The following is a 19,677-nucleotide window of genomic DNA, read 5'->3' on the forward strand; positions in this document are numbered from 1 at the left end:
TCGGAGCTGCAATATTTATTGTTTAATCCGACCTTTGCTTACGGCTGATATGAAGATTTTCTTCTCATATTTATTAAATCCCATAATCCAAAAAACTATGAAATATATTATTGTGAATAGAATACCAAACATCAGAATTGAAATATACGATGTCAAACTAAAGAGGGACAAAGCTAAGAATCCTAAACCAAATGTTATACTAGTTGGAATTACTAATTTTAATATGTTCATCCAAAAATATTTTATATCTAGCTTTATAACAAATTTATAATATATATTGTTTGCTACTGCATTTATGATCATACCTATCGCTGTACCAATTGCACATCCAAGTCCTTGATATTTTTGAACTAGTACTATTGATAAAAGTATATTTATGATAGCAATAGATAAGTATATGTATGCCTTCACTCTATGTTTATTCATCGCTTCTAGCATTGTCGCAAAAAGTGATTGAATAATTGAAAATATTTGAGGAAACATTAGTATTATTGCAATGACATAACAGAATGAATACCCCTGGCCAACCCAACGCACAATAAATTGTTTCCCTACTAAAACAAAACCTACAAAAATATAACTACATATGTAATATTGAATTCTACCTATTTTTGTTAATAATCTCATTAAATCATTTCTGTTTTCCTCGACTGTTACCATCTTTGTAAGTTTTGGCAAAAACATACTTGATAAAACATTAGATAATGATAAAAAATATGTATTAAATTGTGATGAAACTGCGTATATAGCAATTGGTGCTGCTCCAACAAAAATTGCCAGTATTAGCTGATCTGAGTTCCAATATATTTGATACGCTATTGCACTAAGGAACACGAAAAATGAGTAATTAAATATCTCGGCAAATAGTGCTTTATCAAATCCTGCAAATTTTATTTTTAATTTTAATATCTTAAAACAATATATAACATTAACTAGTCCCAGCAGAATATTAAAAACCGTTGATCCTACAACCATTCCAAACGCTCTAGACCCAAATAACAATACAGTTATCATAATGGCAGGGTTCAAAATTGTTCTTAATAGATTGATTATTTTTATATACACAAATTTTTCATGTGCCGTTATTATTGAATTAAATATACTTAAAGGAAATGATAATGATATGTTAACTATAGCAACCATAAACATTTGCTTTGTTCTATTGATTTCATCAAGACTTAAACTCTTACTCATGATTTTTCCTAAGTTGAAATAAATTATTACTCCGACTATCATGGATATCAAACCCAAAATCAGATACAATGATAAAAACATTCCGTTTACTTTTTTTCGTCCATCCTCATTTTTCTCTACCATATATTTAGAATTATATCTAATAACGGCATTTCCAAATCCTAAATCTAGAAGATAAATATAAGCTACTATTGAATTTACTAAAGAAAATAACCCATATTCAGCTTTTCCAAGTTTGCTTAACATAAACGGTGTATACATCAATGAAATTACATTTCCAATTATTATAGTTATATATGTTATAATTACAGCTTTTTTCATACCGTTTTTCAAATTTCACCTTCACCTCTGTTTCATTACTTCTAATATTTTCTCATAATTCTTCATAGCAAATGTTTTATCATACTCTTTAATTTCTATCCCTTTAAGTTCCTTTATTAAACCAGGAATCTCCTCTATATCATTTACAAATTTGATATAATTCAAATCTTTAAGCCAAGCGTAAGTATCTTTAACTTTGTGATTGTAATTTGCGATAACAATACAAGGTGTAGATGTAATTGCACAAAACACCATTCCATGTAACCTATCAGTGATAACTACTTGCACTTTTTTAAATTGATCCCATTTTTTATTTAATTCTTTTTCTCTTTGATTAACATTAATCATATATTCTAAGACTTCATGTTCTTTTGTAATATATTCAGCTACGGTGTCTGTAATAATTATATTATCAAAGTTTTTCTCAGCCATATTCTTAATTTCATCTTTTTGTGTTTGAGTTAAAACCCCTTCTCTATCTTTCCTAAGGCTTAGCAATGCACCATTTCGCTCCTGTATTGGGTTTGTTTTATTTAAATACATAACAATATCTGGTGTTAAGATTACATTATTATTTGGAAAAGCTTCTTTCATAACACTATACGATGTGTCTTCTCTTGCAATTAATGTTAATTTTTTATGTGCATTATAAATCATTTTAGTTTTATCAAACTCTAATTTCCCATTTTCAGTGTCTTTGAAATATATTGATTGAGGAAATAAAATAATCTTATTATCTTTAAATTCAGAAATGATCTTTCGTCTTCCTTCTTCTTCCCAGAAATACTCATTTCCTAAGTTTCCACCACCATGTAACATAAAAATATCATCTTTTTTAACATTCTTTTTTAAATTTTTTATATGCTTAATTAGATCCACTGTAGTAATCTCTATCATCTTAAAATCCTTAAAATTATCCTCTAACATCTTATTTTCCGCATATACTATAGCTTGATCTCCCAAATTACCATGGTTAGGTGTTCCTATAAGGAAAATATGATTTTGTTCGGGCTTTGTTTCATATAAATATTTTGTTTCTTTGGATCCTTTGCCTTTTAACTTAATATATTTCATTTTATTTAGAACTTTTTTAGAAATAATTGGTTTTAATAAATTTATTATTTTTGTCTTATTTTTCTTATACCCTGGGTAAATGGTAGTGTATAAATTAGAATAATTAGCTATAAACATTAAGGACAATTTCTGTTTTAATCCCATTTCATCACTATTTCTTAGGATAGAATAATTTTGTTTTAATTTACCTATAATTTCGTTTATTTCAATAACATAATCATCCGTGCCGTAATCAAGTAACAACATATCATTTAAGCAAAAATGTAATCTATTAAATAACTGCTTGTCACACATGTCGCCAAGTAATGGTTCTAGGCTTTTAATATATTCTAAACACTTGATATTCGCTAGGCAATAATCGTATCTTTTACTGGCAGTGTTGCTACCACAGATACTGTCGCCCCTTAACAAATAATAATATTTCGGACTTTTTATATCTACAATTTTATTTGATTTTGAAAACAATTTATATGTAGTAAATATATCCTCATAATACTTTCCTTCTGGATATCTAATATCATTAAATAATTCTTTCTTATAAAGCTTGTCCCATGCAAAGTTCTTCATGCCGCTATATTCATCAAGAACTAGTTCTGATAATGCTTCACTTCTTGTAAATACCTCGGCTTTTTCACTATCTGAGATTGTTGTTATTCTACTACCATCTACAATATATCTACCACAAACTGAAATATCAGCCTTATGAGAAGTCAAAGCATTATATAATGATTCATACATATCGCTTTCTATCCAATCATCACTATCGATAAATCCTAGGTATTCACCACTTGCAATATCTATTCCAGCATTTCTTGCAGAACTTAATCCGCCATTTTTTTTATGTATTACTTTTATCCTTTTATCTTTTGATCTATACTCATCGCAAATATCTCCACATTTATCGGGAGATCCATCATCAACAAGTATAATTTCAAGATTTTCATATGATTGCCCTAATATACTATCAACACAGTTTCTTATATAAACCTCCACATTGTAAATTGGTACTATAATTGAAATCAAGGGGTTGTTCATTAAATCATCTCCTATCTCTTTAAGTTATTCATCACTTTCAGTGCTGTATTCATCACCTATGTTGCTGTTAAATTGAAATACTAACGACATAAAATGTCGTTAGAATTTCACATTTGTAGCTTTTAATCCTTGTGCTTTTTTATCTTTCTCTGAAAGTAGTACTTCCCCTATACCGTCTAGTGGCCACTCCACTGCTATGTCCGAATCATTCCAGGTTATTGAACCTTCAAATTCAGGATGATATAAATTAGTACATTTATATACAAAAGTTGCTTCATCTGATGTTACAAGGAATCCATGAGCAAACCCTTCTGGTACATAAAACTGCCTTCTATTCTCTCCGCTAAGCATTACACCAAACCATTTACCATACGTTTGGGAGTTTTTCCTTAAATCCACAGCTACATCAAACACTTCACCGCTTAGAACTCTTACAAGTTTTCCTTGAGAATACTCCCTTTGAAAATGTAATCCCCTAAGTACTCCCTTTTTAGATTTAGATTCATTATCTTGAACAAATACCATATCGAGTCCTGCTTCTTTAAACTCATCATAGTTATATGTCTCCATAAAATATCCTCTGTTATCTCCAAAAACTGTAGGTTCTATTATATATAAATCTTTTATTTCAGTCCTTATAAACTTAAATTTTCCCATTATATTTCTTATACTCCTTTATACATCTTTTTGTAGTATTTTTGATATTCCCCAGTCGTAACATTTTCCATCCATTTTTTATTATCAAGATACCACTGAATTGTCTTTTTTATTCCTACTTCAAAGGTAGTTTCAGGATACCATCCTAGTTCATCTTTTATTTTTGTGGGATCTATTCCATATCTTCTATCATGACCTAATCTATCCTCAACATGTTTAATCAAATCCTGTGTTACTGCCTTATCCACATTTTTATTTAAATAATAAATAATACTATTAACTATTAATATGTTTGTTTTCTCATTATGTCCACCAATATTATAAACTTCTCCAAGGCGTCCACTCTCTATTACCATATCTATTGCTTTGCAATGATCTTCTACATATAACCAGTCCCTAATATTTAAGCCATCTCCATATACCGGCAAATCTTCGTGGTTTAAACAATTGTTTATTAAGAGAGGTATAAGTTTCTCTGGAAATTGGTATGCTCCATAATTATTTGAACATCTAGTTATGTTAACTGGCATTTTATAAGTATCTGAATATGCCTTTACCATTAAGTCACTAGCAGCTTTTGATGAAGCGTATGGACTATGTGAATCTATAGGAGTTGTTTCTACAAAATACCCAGTTTCACCAAGCGAACCATATACCTCATCTGTTGAAACCTGAAGGAATTTTGCACCACTCTTAAAACCATTTTGGGTTTCCCATGCAATTTTTGCATTGTTTAAAAGATTTACTGTTCCAAGTACATTTGTTTGAACAAATATCTCAGGGTCTTTTATACTTCTATCTACATGTGATTCTGCTGCAAAGTTAACAACATAATCAAAATCATACCTCTTAAATAACTTCCCTACTAATTCCTTATCACATACATCACCTTGAACAAAGGTATAATTTGTTCTACCTTCGATTTCTTTAAGATTTTCTAAATTTCCTGCATAAGTTAGTTTGTCTAAATTTACTATTTTAATATCCTTTGAATATTTTTTTAACATATAATGAACGAAATTTGACCCTATAAATCCTGCTCCACCTGTTACTAAGTAAGTTTTCATATTATTTTCCTCCAAATTTTATCCTGTTATATATTATTTATTTTATTTGATCAATATTAGCTAATTCTTTTAACGCTGCTATATTTGCTTTTTTATATTCCATAGCTATATCCATCAAATAATTTCCATATCCGGTTTTTAAAAGCGGTTTTGCTAGCTCTTTTAGTTTTTTCATAGTTATCCAACCTTTTCTATAAGAAATTTCTTCTAGGCAAGATATATATGTTCCTTGAGTACTCTGAACTGCTTCTACAAAATTTGAAGCCTTAAGCATTGAGGCATGTGTTCCTGTATCAAGCCAAGCAAGGCCTCGCCCAAGTAAGTTTACCTTAAGCTTTTGTTCCTCCATATACATTCTATTTAAATCGGTAATTTCAAGTTCTCCTCGTACCGATGGTTTTAATCTTTTAACTTTTTCTACAACCGTATTATCATAAAAATATAGTCCCGGAATAGCATATTTAGATTTAGGATTTTCAGGTTTCTCTTCAAGTGAAAGTACATTTCCAGCTTCATCAAACTCAACAACTCCAAATGAAGTTGGATCATTAACATAATATCCAAAAATGATAGCACCCTCATCAAGAGTCGCAGCCTTATTAAGACTTTGAGAAAAACTCTGTCCCCAAAATATATTATCCCCGAGAATCATAGCTACTTTATCATCACCAATGAAGTCTTCTCCGATTATAAATGCTTCGGCTAGTCCATTAGGCTCTTCTTGAACTGCATACTCTATTTTAAGACCCAATTTACTGCCATCATTAAATAACTCCTTAAACCCAGGTAAATCCCTTGGCGTCGAAATTATAAGTATTTCTCTTATCCCAGCAAGCATTAAAACGGATAAGGGATAATAAATCATTGGTTTATCATATATTGGGACCATTTGTTTTGATACTGCTTGTGTAACAGGGTAAAGCCTTGTACCCGATCCCCCAGCTAATATAATACCTTTCATAATTATATTCCCTCCTCTTTTAGTTTATTAAGTTCAAAAACACTCCTTAATTTTAAAAACTCTAAACTTATAATTTAGAGTTAACCTTACCTTGCACCCTCATCTCCAAACAAAACTCCTACTGTCTTAAATATAAGGATTATATCTACCCATGTATTTCTCTCTTCTATGTATTCAACATCCATTTCCATCCACTCTTCAAAACTAATATCACTTCTACCTCTAACCTGCCAATAACAAGTTAAGCCTGGTTTTGCAATTAACCTTCGTTTTTGAAAAGATGTAAACTGCACTACTTCTTTGGGCAAACTTGGTCTTGGTCCAACCAATGACATTTCCCCTTTTAATATATTAAAAAGTTGTGGAAGTTCATCTATACTTGTTCTACGTACAAACTTACCAACCTTGGTTATTCTAGGATCATCTTTCATCTTAAACATAGGTCCTGACATCTCGTTTTCATTTTTAAGTTTCCCCAAAAGACATTCCGCATCAGAACACATAGACCTAAATTTATACATCATAAATTTTTTCCCATCTCGTCCAACTCTGCTTTGAGCAAAAAATACAGGCCCCTTTGAATCAATCTTAATCCATATAGCAACAATAATCATCACAGGACTTATTAATATAACTCCGCTTAAAGATCCAATAACGTCAATTATTCTTTTTATTATAAAATATCCTAGGCTTTTCTTGTATTCACAAGTTTCCTCTACCTCTGTAACTTCTGAACTTCTTTGTGGTCGTTGCATCTATACATCCCCCTTTTTAAAGAATATTAAACTTTCCACAACATATCATATGTACCATTGCTATTTTTTACTTATGACTTTCACTCATTACTTCTTCATATAAATCATTAAATTTATCATTGCTTTTTAAACTCTGAAGATATCTCATAAATGGAACTTTTAAAGCATCTCGTTTTAAAGCGAATTCAACCGTAGCTTCTAGAAAACCTAATTTGTCTCCTACATCATATCTACGTCCTTCAAATACGTATGCATACATATCTTGTTTAGATATTAATGTCTTTAGAGCATCAGTTAACTGAATTTCTCCGCCCTTGCCAGGTAATGTATTATCTAATATATCAAATATTTCAGGGGTTATTATGTATCTACCAAGTATAGCTACATTTGATGGGGAAGCTTCTACTCCAGGCTTTTCAACAAGGTCATTTACTTTGTACACCCTATCAGTAACTTGAACTCCATCAACTATTCCATATTTATCCACATTTTTCTTTTCTACCTTTTGTACCCCTAAAATCGATCTGTTTTTTTCTTCAAAACAATCCATAAGTTGTTTTAAACATGGTGTTTTAGCATCGACTATATCATCACCAAGCATTACAGCAAAAGGTTCATTACCTACAAATGCTCTTGCACAATTTATAGCATGTCCAAGTCCTTTTGGTTCTTTTTGTCTTATAAAATGTATATCCACCAAATTTGATATCTCTCTAACCTGTTTAAGAAGACCATCTTTATGTTTATTTTCAAGTTCAAGCTCTAGTTCTACCGATTTATCAAAGTGATCCTCAATAGACTTTTTGTTTCTTCCTGTAATAATCAATATTTCTTCTATTCCTGACGCAACCGCTTCCTCAATAATATATTGCATTGTAGGCTTATCAACTATAGGTAACATTTCTTTAGGTAATGCCTTCGTTGCTGGCAAAAACCTTGTTCCAAGTCCTGCTGCTGGTATAATAGCTTTTCTTACTTTCATTTAAATTTCTCCTTTGTTTTGTAAATTATTTTGTAATCATACTTATATTTTCCTTTAATTATTTACATTTTTAAAACTATTTTGTATTTTTATACTTAATTTAATTAAATGTAATTTTATCTCAATTTGTTTTTGAAAATAAAAATCCCTCCAAAATATAAACATGACCAATTTACCCTTATACGCTTATCAAATTAATGTTATATTACATTATATTTTCTATATCTTATACGTGATAATCAATGGTAATCATACATATTTACCTCTGTAATTAATAATTCAATCAAATAAAAAATTGTCTTAATCACTGAATTGATTATACCATAATACTACAAAATGTGTGTTAATTTTTTATTAAGTTTGTGAACATTCGACATAAATCCTTCTTTTTATTCAGTCTCAAATGTGTATTTTTCCATATATATCAACTTAAATTAAATTAATACAATAAATCATGCCAATATTACTTATACCTTAAGACCACACTTGCATATTCTAAATATTATATTCCCATAATGAACAGCTTTATTTTCACAAAAAAGATCAGAAGCATTTCTACTTCTGATCTTGATTATTTCTCTTTACAGTTCATATAATAAGTATTAAATTTCTGGTTGATATTGCAAACAAACTAATTTAATACTTCTTACACTTAGGTTTTTGTTTACCCTCTTTTTCAAATGCTAACATCGCATTAACTTCTCCACCCAATAATATTATTATAGAAGTTATATAAAGCCATAACATAAGCACTATAACTGCCCCTATTCCACCATATAGGATAGAGTAATTATTAAAATTATTTACATAATATGCGAAACCCAAAGAAGCCACAAGCCAACACAAAGTACTAATAACAGCTCCAGGAATTACCTCTTTCCAGGTTAATCTTCTACAAGGAGTAAAATGATATAACGCTGCAAAGGTAATTCCCATTCCACCTACAGATACTAGATATCTTATGATATCCCAATTTAATATAAAATCACTTGATAGATTTAAACTATGTGCAATAGTTCTTCCTATCATTTGTCCAAATACCACCAATGCTACTGACGCAACAATTGCAAAAGCAAGGCTTACCATAAATAATACAGATATAGCTATAGTCTTCCAATAAGGTCTTGTTTCTTCCTCATCATAAGCTTTATTTAGCCCCTTAATTATGGCCCTAAAGCCACTAGAGCCTGACCAAACTATACCCACTATACTTAGTGACACTAAATGACTAGTAGTTGAACTCGACGCATTTTTAATAGTAGTGTAAATTAAATTAACAGTACTCTCTGGCATTATTTGTTGTACATATATAAGAATATCTGTACTTTTTAAATCACTATAACTAATCATTGTAAGAAGCAACAATAAAAAAGGGAAAAATGATAAAAGTAAGTCATAAGCAAGCTGACCTGCCAAAGCAGTAATATCATCATCTATAATTCTACAGAAAAGTTCTTTTAATTTTTTAAACATATAGCACCCCTTCCTATTCATCTCACGAGAATTTTACACTGCATAAACTAAGATTATGTAAAACTCATTATATACTATCTCTCACTATCCTACATGCTTTCACATTCAATGTTTGTAAATTAAATATAATAGTATAAATTTTTCTGTTTCAAGTTCGTTTGCAAGACACGCTAGCGATTTAGATACCTGTGCGCATTTTATCCTTACTCTGATATAATATGTATTATAGGGATATATTATTAATAAAGATGTTTTAACAAATAAAAAGGAGGTATAATATGAAATTAGCACTAGCTCAATTAGATATTGCCTTTGAAGATAAGTCTACCAATAAAGAAACGACAAAGCAATTTATAAAACAGGCAGTTTCTGAAAATGTGGATATAATTTTCTTCCCAGAAATGACTTTAACAGGTTTTTCTATGAATCCTTCTTATATAGGAGAAGATAATAATGAAACTATTGAATTTTTTAAGGAAATGAGTACTAAATACAACATCTCTATAGGTTTTGGATATGTAGAAGGCACATCACACTCCAAAAATAAATACAAAGTAGTGTCACCTCAAGGCAATGAGCTTGTGGATTACGCTAAAATCCATCCCTTCTCTTATGGAAATGAAACTGAATTTTATGAAAGTGGAAATGAAATAAAGCATTTTAATGCTTTTAATTTCAATATAACTCCTTTCATCTGCTACGATTTAAGATTTCCAGAAATATTTCAGCTAGCATCAAAAACAGCTACATTAATTACTATTGCAGCTAACTGGCCTAACGAACGTCGAGAACATTGGATTACTTTGCTAAAAGCAAGAGCCATAGAAAATCAATGTTATATTGCTGGGATAAACCGAGTTGGTGAAAGCAATGGATTAACCTACAGTGGTGATTCTATGATTGTACATCCACTAGGAAACATAATAGGTAGCTTATATACTGAGGAGGGTTTAGTTATAGCTGATATTAATCAAGATGATGTAATCGCAGTCCGAGAAAAATTTAGATTTAAAGATGATAGAAAAGAAATACTATATTATAAACTATATAATAAGTAACTTGTGAAGGTTCACCACGTAGGTCGTTTAGATAGTAAAGCATTTCTTAAGAGAATCTAAGTTTATTCCATGTAAAACACGAAGTAGACCTATTCATAGCAAGTATACATTTTCTCCGAAGTGAATTACAATATGAAACGCAGAAACAACTGAATTTCACGTTTCAAGTTCATTTGCAATGCACATAGGAGAATAGTAATACTTTTCAGCATAAGAAACTTGTCATAAATTAACACTTCGAATTGGAATTAATGAAACCTCGTAGCTACGTCAAAGCTTGAATTTTCAGAATTTTATATGAGCGAAATAGTAGAATTTCTTAATGAAATTTGTTATTTTTAGTTTTAATCTAGTACACAGCGTAAAAGTTTTTCTGTTACTATTTTAATATATTTTCAGATAATTAAATATTTATCCACAAAATCAAGAAAGTTATCCTCTTTTAGTGGATAACTTTATATGTTTCTTCAATAAATAAACCATATTATGATAATAATACAATATTTATGAAATTATATTCAATTTTATAGAAAAGTTATCCACAGGCTTAAATTTATTTTACTAAACCTAGTTCTGTAATATTTTTCTTATTTTCATTCATTATTACATTAAGACTTACTTTTGTTTTGTAATATATAATAATTCAAATAATCCTATATTACGATGTCGCAATTCATTATAACCTCAAAACATTAAAAGTTCAAGGCAAAATTGTAAAAAATTTAACATACTTATAACACTATAGTTTTCTGTAAATTTTTGTCTTTTTTTACACTAATACCGTCATAAAAAATTAATTAAATTACAATAATTATTAAAAACTATCTATTTATGAAATAGTTCAAAAATATAACTTATATGAAGATTAATTTTCAGATAATTAAAAATTTATCCACAATTCAAACAAAGTTATCCACCAAATGAGGATAACTTTGTCTAATAACATGTTCATAAACCCATTAACTGCCATAATAAATAATTTACTTATATTTAGTTTAATTATAATGGTTAGTTATCCACATACTTAAATTTACGTTTTAAAAAAATTAATATTGACAACAAAAAAAGTTATATAATAATCTCAATAATTCAATTGTTACTAGGTAAAAAACAATAATATAACCCCTATAATTGTCATAATTATTAATATATATTCTATTATAGTTACTGTTTTTGATTTTAATTTCTTGTAGAATATTGAAAGTAAAATACACCCAATTAACGAAATTGCGATTGTATATACTGATGCAAGTTCCATATCAAATCCCTTCTTTCTAATTTATAATTAGGACACACAAACCTTTTGATAAACTTATGGTTTCTTCAATTATTTTCGTATAAGGTAAATTAGTAATTGTTTAAATAACTATTATGTCCATAAAAATAAATTATCTTTAATTGTTTTTGATTTTGAAAAATAATATGTGTTTACCCTCATATAAAACAATAGAAACAAAGGTACTATCCATATGAATAGTACCTTTGTTTCTGTATACTTATAAATGGGTTTTCTAATGATGAAATAATCTTATCTTTGAACAAGCCATTGCTATATTATATTCATTACATGCTTTTACTACTATGTCGTCTCTTATTGAACCCCCAGGTTGTATAATATATTCTACCCCACTTTGAAATGCTCTATCAATATTGTCTCTAAATGGAAAGAACGCATCTGAGCCTAAAGATACCCCTGATAAATTAGATATCCATGAGGTTTTTTCTTTATTTGTTAACCTTTTAGGTATTTCATTAAGCACTTCGCCCCATTCCCTCATCTCTATAGGAGTAGTGTCGTCCCTAAGGTATTGATCTATGACATTATCTTTATTAGGTCTCGATATGCCATCTTTGAATGATAAATTAAGAACACTCGGATGCTGCCTTAAATACCATATATCAGCTTTTGACGCAGCCAGTCTTGTGCAATGTATTCTGGATTGCTGTCCTGCACCCATCCCAATTACTTGACCATCTAAAACAAAACAAACAGAATTTGACTGAGTATATTTTAATGTGATCATTGCAATAAGTAAGTCTCGTTTTGCATCATCTGTAATATTTTTATTATTAGTTACTACATTATTAAGCATTTTGCGTTCTAATTTAATATTATTTCTTTTCTGCTCAAATGTTATACCATATATTTCTCTCTTTTCAATATCTTCAGGTTCATAATTTGGATCCATTTTAATAATGTTAAAATTCCCTTTTTTCTTTTTCATCAAAAGTTTCAGAGCTTCCTCTGTGTAGCTAGGAGCAATTACTCCATCTGATACAGATTGTTTTAAAATCATTGCTGTAGGTAAATCAACAACATCACTTATAGCCGCCCAATCACCAAATGATGACATCCTATCTGCACCTCTGGCTCTTGCATATGCAGAGGCAACAGGCGATAATTCTATGTTTTCAACAAAATATGCTTTTTTTAACACATCACTTAAAGGAATCCCCACTGCGGCACCTGCCGGACTTATATGTTTAAAAGATGCCGCTGCCGGTAATCCTATTGCTTGTTTTAATTCTTTCACCAATTGCCATGAATTAAATGCATCCATAAAATTAATATAACCGGGGTTTCCATTAAGAATTTCAAATGGTAGTGCCTTGTTTTTCATGTAGATTTTAGCTGAGCCTTGATGTGGATTACATCCATATTTAAGTATAACCTCTGAATTTGTCATAAACAAAACCTCCTATATAATTGAATAATAAAAACCGCCTGGATAAAATTTTATTTTACCCAGACGGTCGATATCTTTCTTTAGTCATGCTCCCTATGGTAAACACCATTTCCGCCAGTTACATGATTAATTATTCATTTTTATTAAATTATACATTATATACATATTTATGTCAAATCTAAAATTAATAATGTATATTAAAAGCCCTTAGAATAAGAACCTCATAAAACATATAAAAAAAGCGAGGCACATACTGAATATTAATTTCAGTATGTGCCTCGTTTTAAAGTACTCTATAAATATATTTAAAAAATATAAATATTTGAACTATAAGTATAGCTGGTATTCCTATTACAAACTTATTATGTTTAGTTTTATGTCTAAATAATCGCATACCTAGAAATATGCCCAAAGCACCATAAGCAATAGCTATAGTGAAAAGTGTCTTCTCTGGGGTTCTCCATTTTCCCTTTCTTGATTTGTTCTTATCCGAATACATTACAAAAATTCCGTACAAATTAATAGCCAAAACATAATATAAAAATATCTTCATTTGTTTCCCTCCATTTTAATAATAATTAAAATTATTCATCTTATCGTGACAATTCTTTTTCTTTATTGGTTATCATTAAGTCATTACATATAAATATAACGGCAATAACGCATCCTAATATAGCTGCTCCATTACTCAAGACTCTATTATCTATAAAACTCTCTAAAAAGGGCATTCCTACAAAAAAATAAATCATAATTAAAGGATAAACTACTTTTCTCAGTTTCCGAGTTGATATAACTTCGGACATACTAACAATAAATAAAAGTATTATCGCTATTCTTATCATTACTGTTGGTATTTCAAATTTCATAAATATCATTATAAATCCAGCTATACCAATAATAAATGAAAGTTTTGTTAATAGCATTGTTATTGATTTCAATTTCATAAATATCATCCCCAACATAAAGTATTATTAAATATATATGTTCGGATAACTAATGTATTCCTAAATTTCAACAACATTCCTAACCATACCATCACTGAAAAGAGATTAAATATGCCGAATTTCTTCGATAAAATTCCATTAAATCCCTTAGCCATAGGCCGCTGTACTTACCTATTTAAAATCAGAAACTCCCCCGACGACTTCGTTCCACCGGAACGCAGAGGCACAACCACTGATATATGCGTCGTAATCATAGGGAATTTCTCCATAGGGACTTGCAAGAAGAAGCGCAGAAACATTGAAATTGAATTTAGAAATTCTTTTTTTGCTAATATAAAATTCTCGTAAGCCTGCCAGGATGCATAACAATTAATAATTGTTATGTGCCCCAGAGAACTTCCCAGAGGTCCAGGCTAGCGAACCCGAGACAGGACGTCGAGTGTGAGCACGTAACAATTGATAATTGTTACGCCCCCCAGAGAGCTACCCAGAGGATAGAGAATTTTATATTCACAAAAAATTAGAATTTCTTAATAAAATTTCACGTTCCAAGCTCTAATTGCAAGGTCCGAAGGAGAAATGGTATTTCCTTTTACGTATACTCTAGTTTTACTTTGCTGCCACCCTGCCCTTGCTCTGCGGGAGTAACTATTAGTTTTATTGGAACTCTATTACGAAGCTCCTCCACGTGACTTATTATTCCCACAGACAATGTGCTTGAATGAAGTTTTTCAAGTGAATTCATTACTACGTCTAATAGGTCCGTATCTAATGTTCCAAACCCTTCATCTAAGAAGAAGAATTCTAATGGAGCACTCCCTTTTAATTGAATTTGTGAGGAAAGTGCTAGTGCAAGACATAATGAGGTTAAGAAAGTTTCTCCTCCTGATAATGTGTTAGTTTCACGTCTTATGCCTCCATTAAAATCATCTCTCATTACAAATGCTCCATTAGCATCAAGCTCCAATGCATAACGTCCCCTTGTTATCTCTTTTAACCGTTTTGAAGCTTCCATAGATATATATTTCAGCTGCTTCATGGCTACGTATTCAACAAATTTATTTCCTTGAATAAGAGTGTCAAGTTCTCTTAAAAGACCCAATTTACGCTCTACTGATTTTTTCTTTATTAGGAGTGTTTTAATCTCTTCCATCTTTCTCTCCATGTCCACAAGTGCCCTAAATTGAGCACCTATTGATTTGGTCTTTTCCTCTAGAACTGTTCCAATAACTTCTCTTTTTTCTTTTAATTCTTCAAATAAAATAACATCTACTTCTTTCCCTTGAAGCAAGATTTCAAGTCGTTTTAAATTATCTATAAGGTTACGTTTAAGTTCCTCATACTGTTTTATTTCTTTCTCGAAGATTACCAATACTTCTCTTGAAACGGAGTGGAGTAAAACTGTTTTAGTATCTTCAAAGGAATTCTCGTTTAGTGATATGTTTAATTTTTCTTGTCCCTCCATTAACATCTTAGACAACATTTCTTTTTTGTTTTCCTCGCTAGTTTTTTGAGTTAAAACATTTTGTTTTTCTATATTTTCTCTTTCAAAGACTGCTTTTAGACTTGATTCTTTTAAAGTGATCTCTTTAATTTGGGCTCTTACTTTTTCTACTTCAATTTTAGGGGTATGCTCTATCGTAGGAGCAAATCCACAAAGCTCCACTATTTGAAGCGTCAAGCGTTCTATTTCCGCCCTTTTCTCCTTGCCACTTGTTTCTATTTCTGTTTTCAAGTTGGTAAGTTCCCTTAAAGTCTTATCTATATCTACTCTTTCCTTTTCTAAGGTTACGATCTCTGTTCTATTTTTTCTAATCTTCGATGTAAGTTTTATCACTTCATTATCTATCCTTTTAATTTGTAAAATCTTTTCTTTTATGGACATTGATTCTTCATTACCATTTTGTTCCTGCTTAAATGAATCCTCTTCACGTAATAAGTCTTCATTTAAAATCTTGTGACTTTGAGAAAGTAACTCTAACCTCTCTCCCGAAATAGAGATATCATTTTGTAAAACTAATAACGCTTCGCTTTCTTTTCTTAAACCTTCTCCAATTTTTGCCTCCTCCATTGCTACTTTACTTTTTTCTTCTCGAGCCTGCGCAAGTATAACTTCTAGATTTGTCTTTTGTTTATTATATAATTCGATCCTTTCTTTAAACTGAAGTAATGATAATTCACTCCTCTTTTTCTCCTCCTCAAGCTCTTTTATGTTTATATCCTTTAGCTTTTTTGTTACTTCTAATAATTGACTATTTATATACTGCACATCTCTTGAAAATCCCGCAAGTTTAATTAACTCATTTTGATAATCCTTTGATAGATTTTCTAGGTTTATCACTACACCTTCTTTTAAACTCTTTAACGCTTTTAAATTTGTATCAACTTTTAACTCTGCTACTTTGGGATGATGCTCCGCACCACATACCGGACATAGGTCACCTTCTTGCAGATTAGAAGCTAAAACTACTGCCATATTTCCTATTTCTATTTCTTTTATCTCTCCTTCTAACTTTTCACCCTTATCTTTCATAGTTTCTATGGACTTTTCTACATTTTCTATATTTAACCTAACTTTTTCATTTTCTGTATTTATAATTTCATATTTACCCTTAAGTTCATCATTTATTTTATAATTTTCTACAGCCTTTTCAAGAGTTACCTTAAGCGTGTTATAAACTTCTTGCTTCTCTAAAAGCAAATTATTATCTCCCGGGAAATCATTCGCTAGTTCCACACTTTTTTCTTCTAAAAGTACTAATTTATTTTCTTTATCTTTCAAGTTAAGTTTAGCCTTATTATGAAGCAACTCCGTGCTAGACAAAGTTTTTTTCAAGATTTCGCCTTTATTTTTAAGTTCTAAGACATTTTCAGCAGCTGAATTTACTTCTAGTTCACTGTTATATGTTTTGTACAGTTTTTCCCTATACTCTGGCAATATTTCTATTTTATTTAACTTTGTTTCACATGATTGTAACTCTTCTTCTAATTTTCCTTTATTAATAAGAATGATTGATGTTTTTGTATCTTTATCAGCTATAGTATGAGTAAGTTCTTTATGTTTTTTTAATAAAACATCTTTCTCATTAGCTAAATAAGTTATTTTCTCTTCAATATTGGATGCTTGTTTTAAACTTACTTCCTTTTCAATCAACCTTGGTAATTTATCATTTTTAGATTGAAAAGCTTCCTCATAAGATATTTTTGTACTCTCTAGTTTTTGAGATATAAGTTCATAATCTTTGATTAATTTTTGAAGTTTCTCTCCGTTTATAGTTAAGCTTTTTTGAGTTTCTGAAACATTTTCAATATAAGGCTTTACATTTAATGCTAAATTTCCTTTTGTAAATTTTACTTTTTTATTTTCTATGTCTTCCTCTTGGAGTTTTAACAAATCTTCTTTTTTTACATATTGGCTCTTTTCCTTTTGTAATTCAAAAATGTTTTTATATACTTCATACTCTTTATCTAGAGTACTTTTCTGGAGTTTAATCCCCTTTTCTTCTTCTTTTAAAATCACCAGCATTTCCTTTATTTGATTATGTGATTCTTCATCTACATTCTCATAACCCTTCATTTCTCCCTCAAGTAAAGTTTTAGTGTTTAAATTTTCATTTCTAACTTTCTTTATCTTTTCATAAAGTTTAGAGCCATATTTCTCAAGAGCAAATATTCTCTCTAACATATCTCTCCTTTGCTTTCCAGTTAGCTTTAAAAATTCATTAAATTTACCTTGAGGTAATACTACTGACCTTGTAAAATCCTCAACCTTTAGCCCTACAATACTTATAATATTTTCCTCTAAATCTTTTGGTCCTTCTGCGATAACTTTGTTCTCCTCAGGTTTCTCTTTATTTATCTCAATTAGCCTTGCATAGGCAGTTTTAAAGTTTCCAGTTTTTAATCTCTTTATACATCTTTCTGCTCTATATGACGTGCGACCTTTGCCTAGTCCTATTTCGAAATCAAAACTTATTTCTACTACATTTGTTTCTGTATTTACAAACTCTTTAGTATCCCTTGATACTTTTCCGTATAGGGCTATAGTTATCCCATCTAATATAGTTGATTTACCACTAGCTGTTGGCCCAAATATTCCGAAGAGTCCTTTTTCTGTAAGCTTTGAGAATTCTATAGTTTGCTGCTCTACAAAAGAATTTAACCCTTTTATCTTAAGACTTACTGGTTTCATCTTTGGTTTCCTCCTCATCTAATGCTATACTTAAGAACAAGTCCATTAACTCACTTGTTGGCTCAAGACCACCCTTCGCAAGCACAAAATATTCTTTGAACATTTCCTCCATGGATTTTTCCCTCAAGCTTTCCTTTAATTCTTTAGAATCTTCAATTTCATCTATTATTGGCTGTATAGAAACTATATCTGGTCTTAATCTTTTCATTTCCTTTATGTTCTCCGTACTTATTATTTCCTTAGTCTTTATTTCAAGATACACCCAGATTTTTTTTTCGCCCTCGAGCTTACATTTCTCTAATGCAACCTCTGTGCTATCACATTTCCATATTTCTATTGGTTTATAGTTTCTAAACAATATATTTGATATTTCAGCCTCTAATCCAGCTTTAACATCTACAATATACGCTCCCTTACTATAGTTTATTTCACTTTTGCTATATTGTATTGGAGAACCGGAATATCTTATTTTGCCCTTAGTTCCAGGGACCTTTTGTGGTCTATGAAGATGTCCTAGAGCGCAATACTGTGCTTTCTTTGGAAACTTAGATGGCGATACTGAGAGGCTTCCCCCTAGTTGTATACTTCTTTCAGATCCACTCTCCTCTCCCCCCATAACATATAGATGAGATATTACTAGATTTATAGTGTCATCTCTATATTTAAGGGATAGATCATCAAACAACTCTCCTATTCTATCCGAATAACTTTTCTGCCTATCCTCATCATTTAATTCTGTGGTCAGTACTTCGTTCAGCCTTTTTTCGCTTGGATAAGGAAGTGTTATTATAACTGCCTTTTCCCCTCTTATGCTAAGTTCTACATACCCTTCTCCACTTTCTATTATTTCAAAATCATAATTATCATCAGTATTATATTCTCCAAAAACACCCTGCCTAGCTATACTTTTAGGTTCCCCAAGGAGTATTACTCCATGCTCATATGCAAGGGAGCTTGCAGCTACTAATCTTTCCGGATTATCATGGTTACCTGCAATGACAAGCACCGCAGTCTTACCACTACTTGTAATATCGCTAATAGTACTATAGAACATTTTTTCTGCCTTTGCTGGCGGGTTACCATTATCATATATATCTCCAGCTATAAGGACTAAATCTATATCATTATCTTTAACTATTTCTCTGAATTCTTTTAGGAATTCTTCCTGTTCCTCCAGCCTACTATACTGCTCTAATGTCTTCCCCAAATGCCAATCTGATGTGTGAAGTATTCGCATATTTATGGCTCCTTTCTTTAGAATTCTTTCTTGGTATTCT

Annotated in this window: 15 protein-coding genes and 1 riboswitch; of the genes, 1 reads left to right on the forward strand and 14 read right to left on the reverse strand. The window is 30.4% G+C overall.

Annotated features, from left to right (window positions below; genetic code table 11):
• Window positions 1-15: 15 nt before the first annotated feature.
• The 8 genes from A7L45_RS20585 to A7L45_RS20625 form a co-directional block, all read right to left on the reverse strand.
• Window positions 16-1,515 (reverse strand): oligosaccharide flippase family protein, encoded by a 1,500-nt coding sequence (locus tag A7L45_RS20585; protein WP_151553547.1) that lies wholly within the window; start codon window positions 1,513-1,515, stop codon window positions 16-18.
• 21 nt (window positions 1,516-1,536) lie between these two features.
• A complete protein-coding gene (locus A7L45_RS22660; protein ID WP_084647537.1) occupies window positions 1,537-3,624 on the reverse strand; it encodes a glycosyltransferase in 2,088 nt (695 codons plus the stop codon).
• Window positions 3,625-3,723: 99 nt separating this feature from the next.
• On the reverse strand, window positions 3,724-4,281 hold the full coding sequence (gene rfbC, locus A7L45_RS20600; RefSeq protein WP_071614519.1) for a dTDP-4-dehydrorhamnose 3,5-epimerase: 558 nt from the start codon (window positions 4,279-4,281) through the stop codon (window positions 3,724-3,726).
• An 8-nt stretch (window positions 4,282-4,289) separates the two neighbouring features.
• On the reverse strand, window positions 4,290-5,348 hold the full coding sequence (gene rfbB / locus A7L45_RS20605) for a dTDP-glucose 4,6-dehydratase (protein WP_071614520.1): 1,059 nt from the start codon (window positions 5,346-5,348) through the stop codon (window positions 4,290-4,292).
• Between the two features lie 37 nt (window positions 5,349-5,385).
• On the reverse strand, window positions 5,386-6,309 hold the full coding sequence (rfbA, locus tag A7L45_RS20610; RefSeq protein WP_071614521.1) for a glucose-1-phosphate thymidylyltransferase RfbA: 924 nt from the start codon (window positions 6,307-6,309) through the stop codon (window positions 5,386-5,388).
• A gap of 86 nt (window positions 6,310-6,395) precedes the next feature.
• Complete coding sequence (locus tag A7L45_RS20615; protein WP_071614522.1) at window positions 6,396-7,064, reverse strand: sugar transferase; 669 nt, start codon at window positions 7,062-7,064, stop codon at window positions 6,396-6,398.
• A 67-nt stretch (window positions 7,065-7,131) separates the two neighbouring features.
• Window positions 7,132-8,046 carry a UTP--glucose-1-phosphate uridylyltransferase GalU gene (gene galU, locus A7L45_RS20620; RefSeq protein ID WP_071614523.1) on the reverse strand — a complete coding sequence of 305 codons (915 nt, stop codon included), beginning with the start codon at window positions 8,044-8,046 and terminating at the stop codon, window positions 7,132-7,134.
• Between the two features lie 636 nt (window positions 8,047-8,682).
• Window positions 8,683-9,519 (reverse strand): YihY/virulence factor BrkB family protein, encoded by an 837-nt coding sequence (locus tag A7L45_RS20625; protein ID WP_162523289.1) that lies wholly within the window; start codon window positions 9,517-9,519, stop codon window positions 8,683-8,685.
• A 278-nt stretch (window positions 9,520-9,797) separates the two neighbouring features.
• Here A7L45_RS20625 and A7L45_RS20630 point away from each other — a divergent pair, with 278 nt between their 5' ends.
• Window positions 9,798-10,577 carry a nitrilase-related carbon-nitrogen hydrolase gene (locus A7L45_RS20630; RefSeq protein WP_071614525.1) on the forward strand — a complete coding sequence of 260 codons (780 nt, stop codon included), beginning with the start codon at window positions 9,798-9,800 and terminating at the stop codon, window positions 10,575-10,577.
• Between the two features lie 1,099 nt (window positions 10,578-11,676).
• Here A7L45_RS20630 and A7L45_RS23405 read toward each other — a convergent pair.
• From A7L45_RS23405 to A7L45_RS20655, 6 genes are all read right to left on the reverse strand, one after another.
• A complete protein-coding gene (locus A7L45_RS23405) occupies window positions 11,677-11,835 on the reverse strand; it encodes a hypothetical protein (protein ID WP_153882489.1) in 159 nt (52 codons plus the stop codon).
• Between the two features lie 253 nt (window positions 11,836-12,088).
• Window positions 12,089-13,264: a phosphoribosylaminoimidazolecarboxamide formyltransferase gene (locus A7L45_RS20635; RefSeq protein ID WP_071614526.1), complete on the reverse strand. Its 1,176-nt coding sequence runs from the start codon at window positions 13,262-13,264 to the stop codon at window positions 12,089-12,091.
• Window positions 13,265-13,314: 50 nt separating this feature from the next.
• A riboswitch (ZMP/ZTP riboswitch) is annotated at window positions 13,315-13,396 on the reverse strand.
• 151 nt (window positions 13,397-13,547) lie between these two features.
• Window positions 13,548-13,817, reverse strand: coding sequence for a DUF1294 domain-containing protein (locus tag A7L45_RS20640; RefSeq protein ID WP_071614527.1), 270 nt, complete (start codon window positions 13,815-13,817; stop codon window positions 13,548-13,550).
• Between the two features lie 40 nt (window positions 13,818-13,857).
• Complete coding sequence (locus A7L45_RS20645) at window positions 13,858-14,208, reverse strand: hypothetical protein (protein WP_084647538.1); 351 nt, start codon at window positions 14,206-14,208, stop codon at window positions 13,858-13,860.
• A gap of 592 nt (window positions 14,209-14,800) precedes the next feature.
• Window positions 14,801-18,400, reverse strand: coding sequence for an AAA family ATPase (locus tag A7L45_RS20650; protein ID WP_071614529.1), 3,600 nt, complete (start codon window positions 18,398-18,400; stop codon window positions 14,801-14,803).
• On the reverse strand, window positions 18,381-19,637 hold the full coding sequence (locus A7L45_RS20655) for an exonuclease SbcCD subunit D (RefSeq protein ID WP_071614530.1): 1,257 nt from the start codon (window positions 19,635-19,637) through the stop codon (window positions 18,381-18,383). The genes A7L45_RS20650 and A7L45_RS20655 overlap by 20 nt, the downstream gene beginning before the upstream one ends.
• Between the last annotated feature and the right edge of the window lie 40 nt (window positions 19,638-19,677).

Source organism: Clostridium estertheticum subsp. estertheticum (genome assembly GCF_001877035.1).
GTDB classification, from domain to species: Bacteria; Bacillota; Clostridia; order Clostridiales; family Clostridiaceae; genus Clostridium_AD; species Clostridium_AD estertheticum.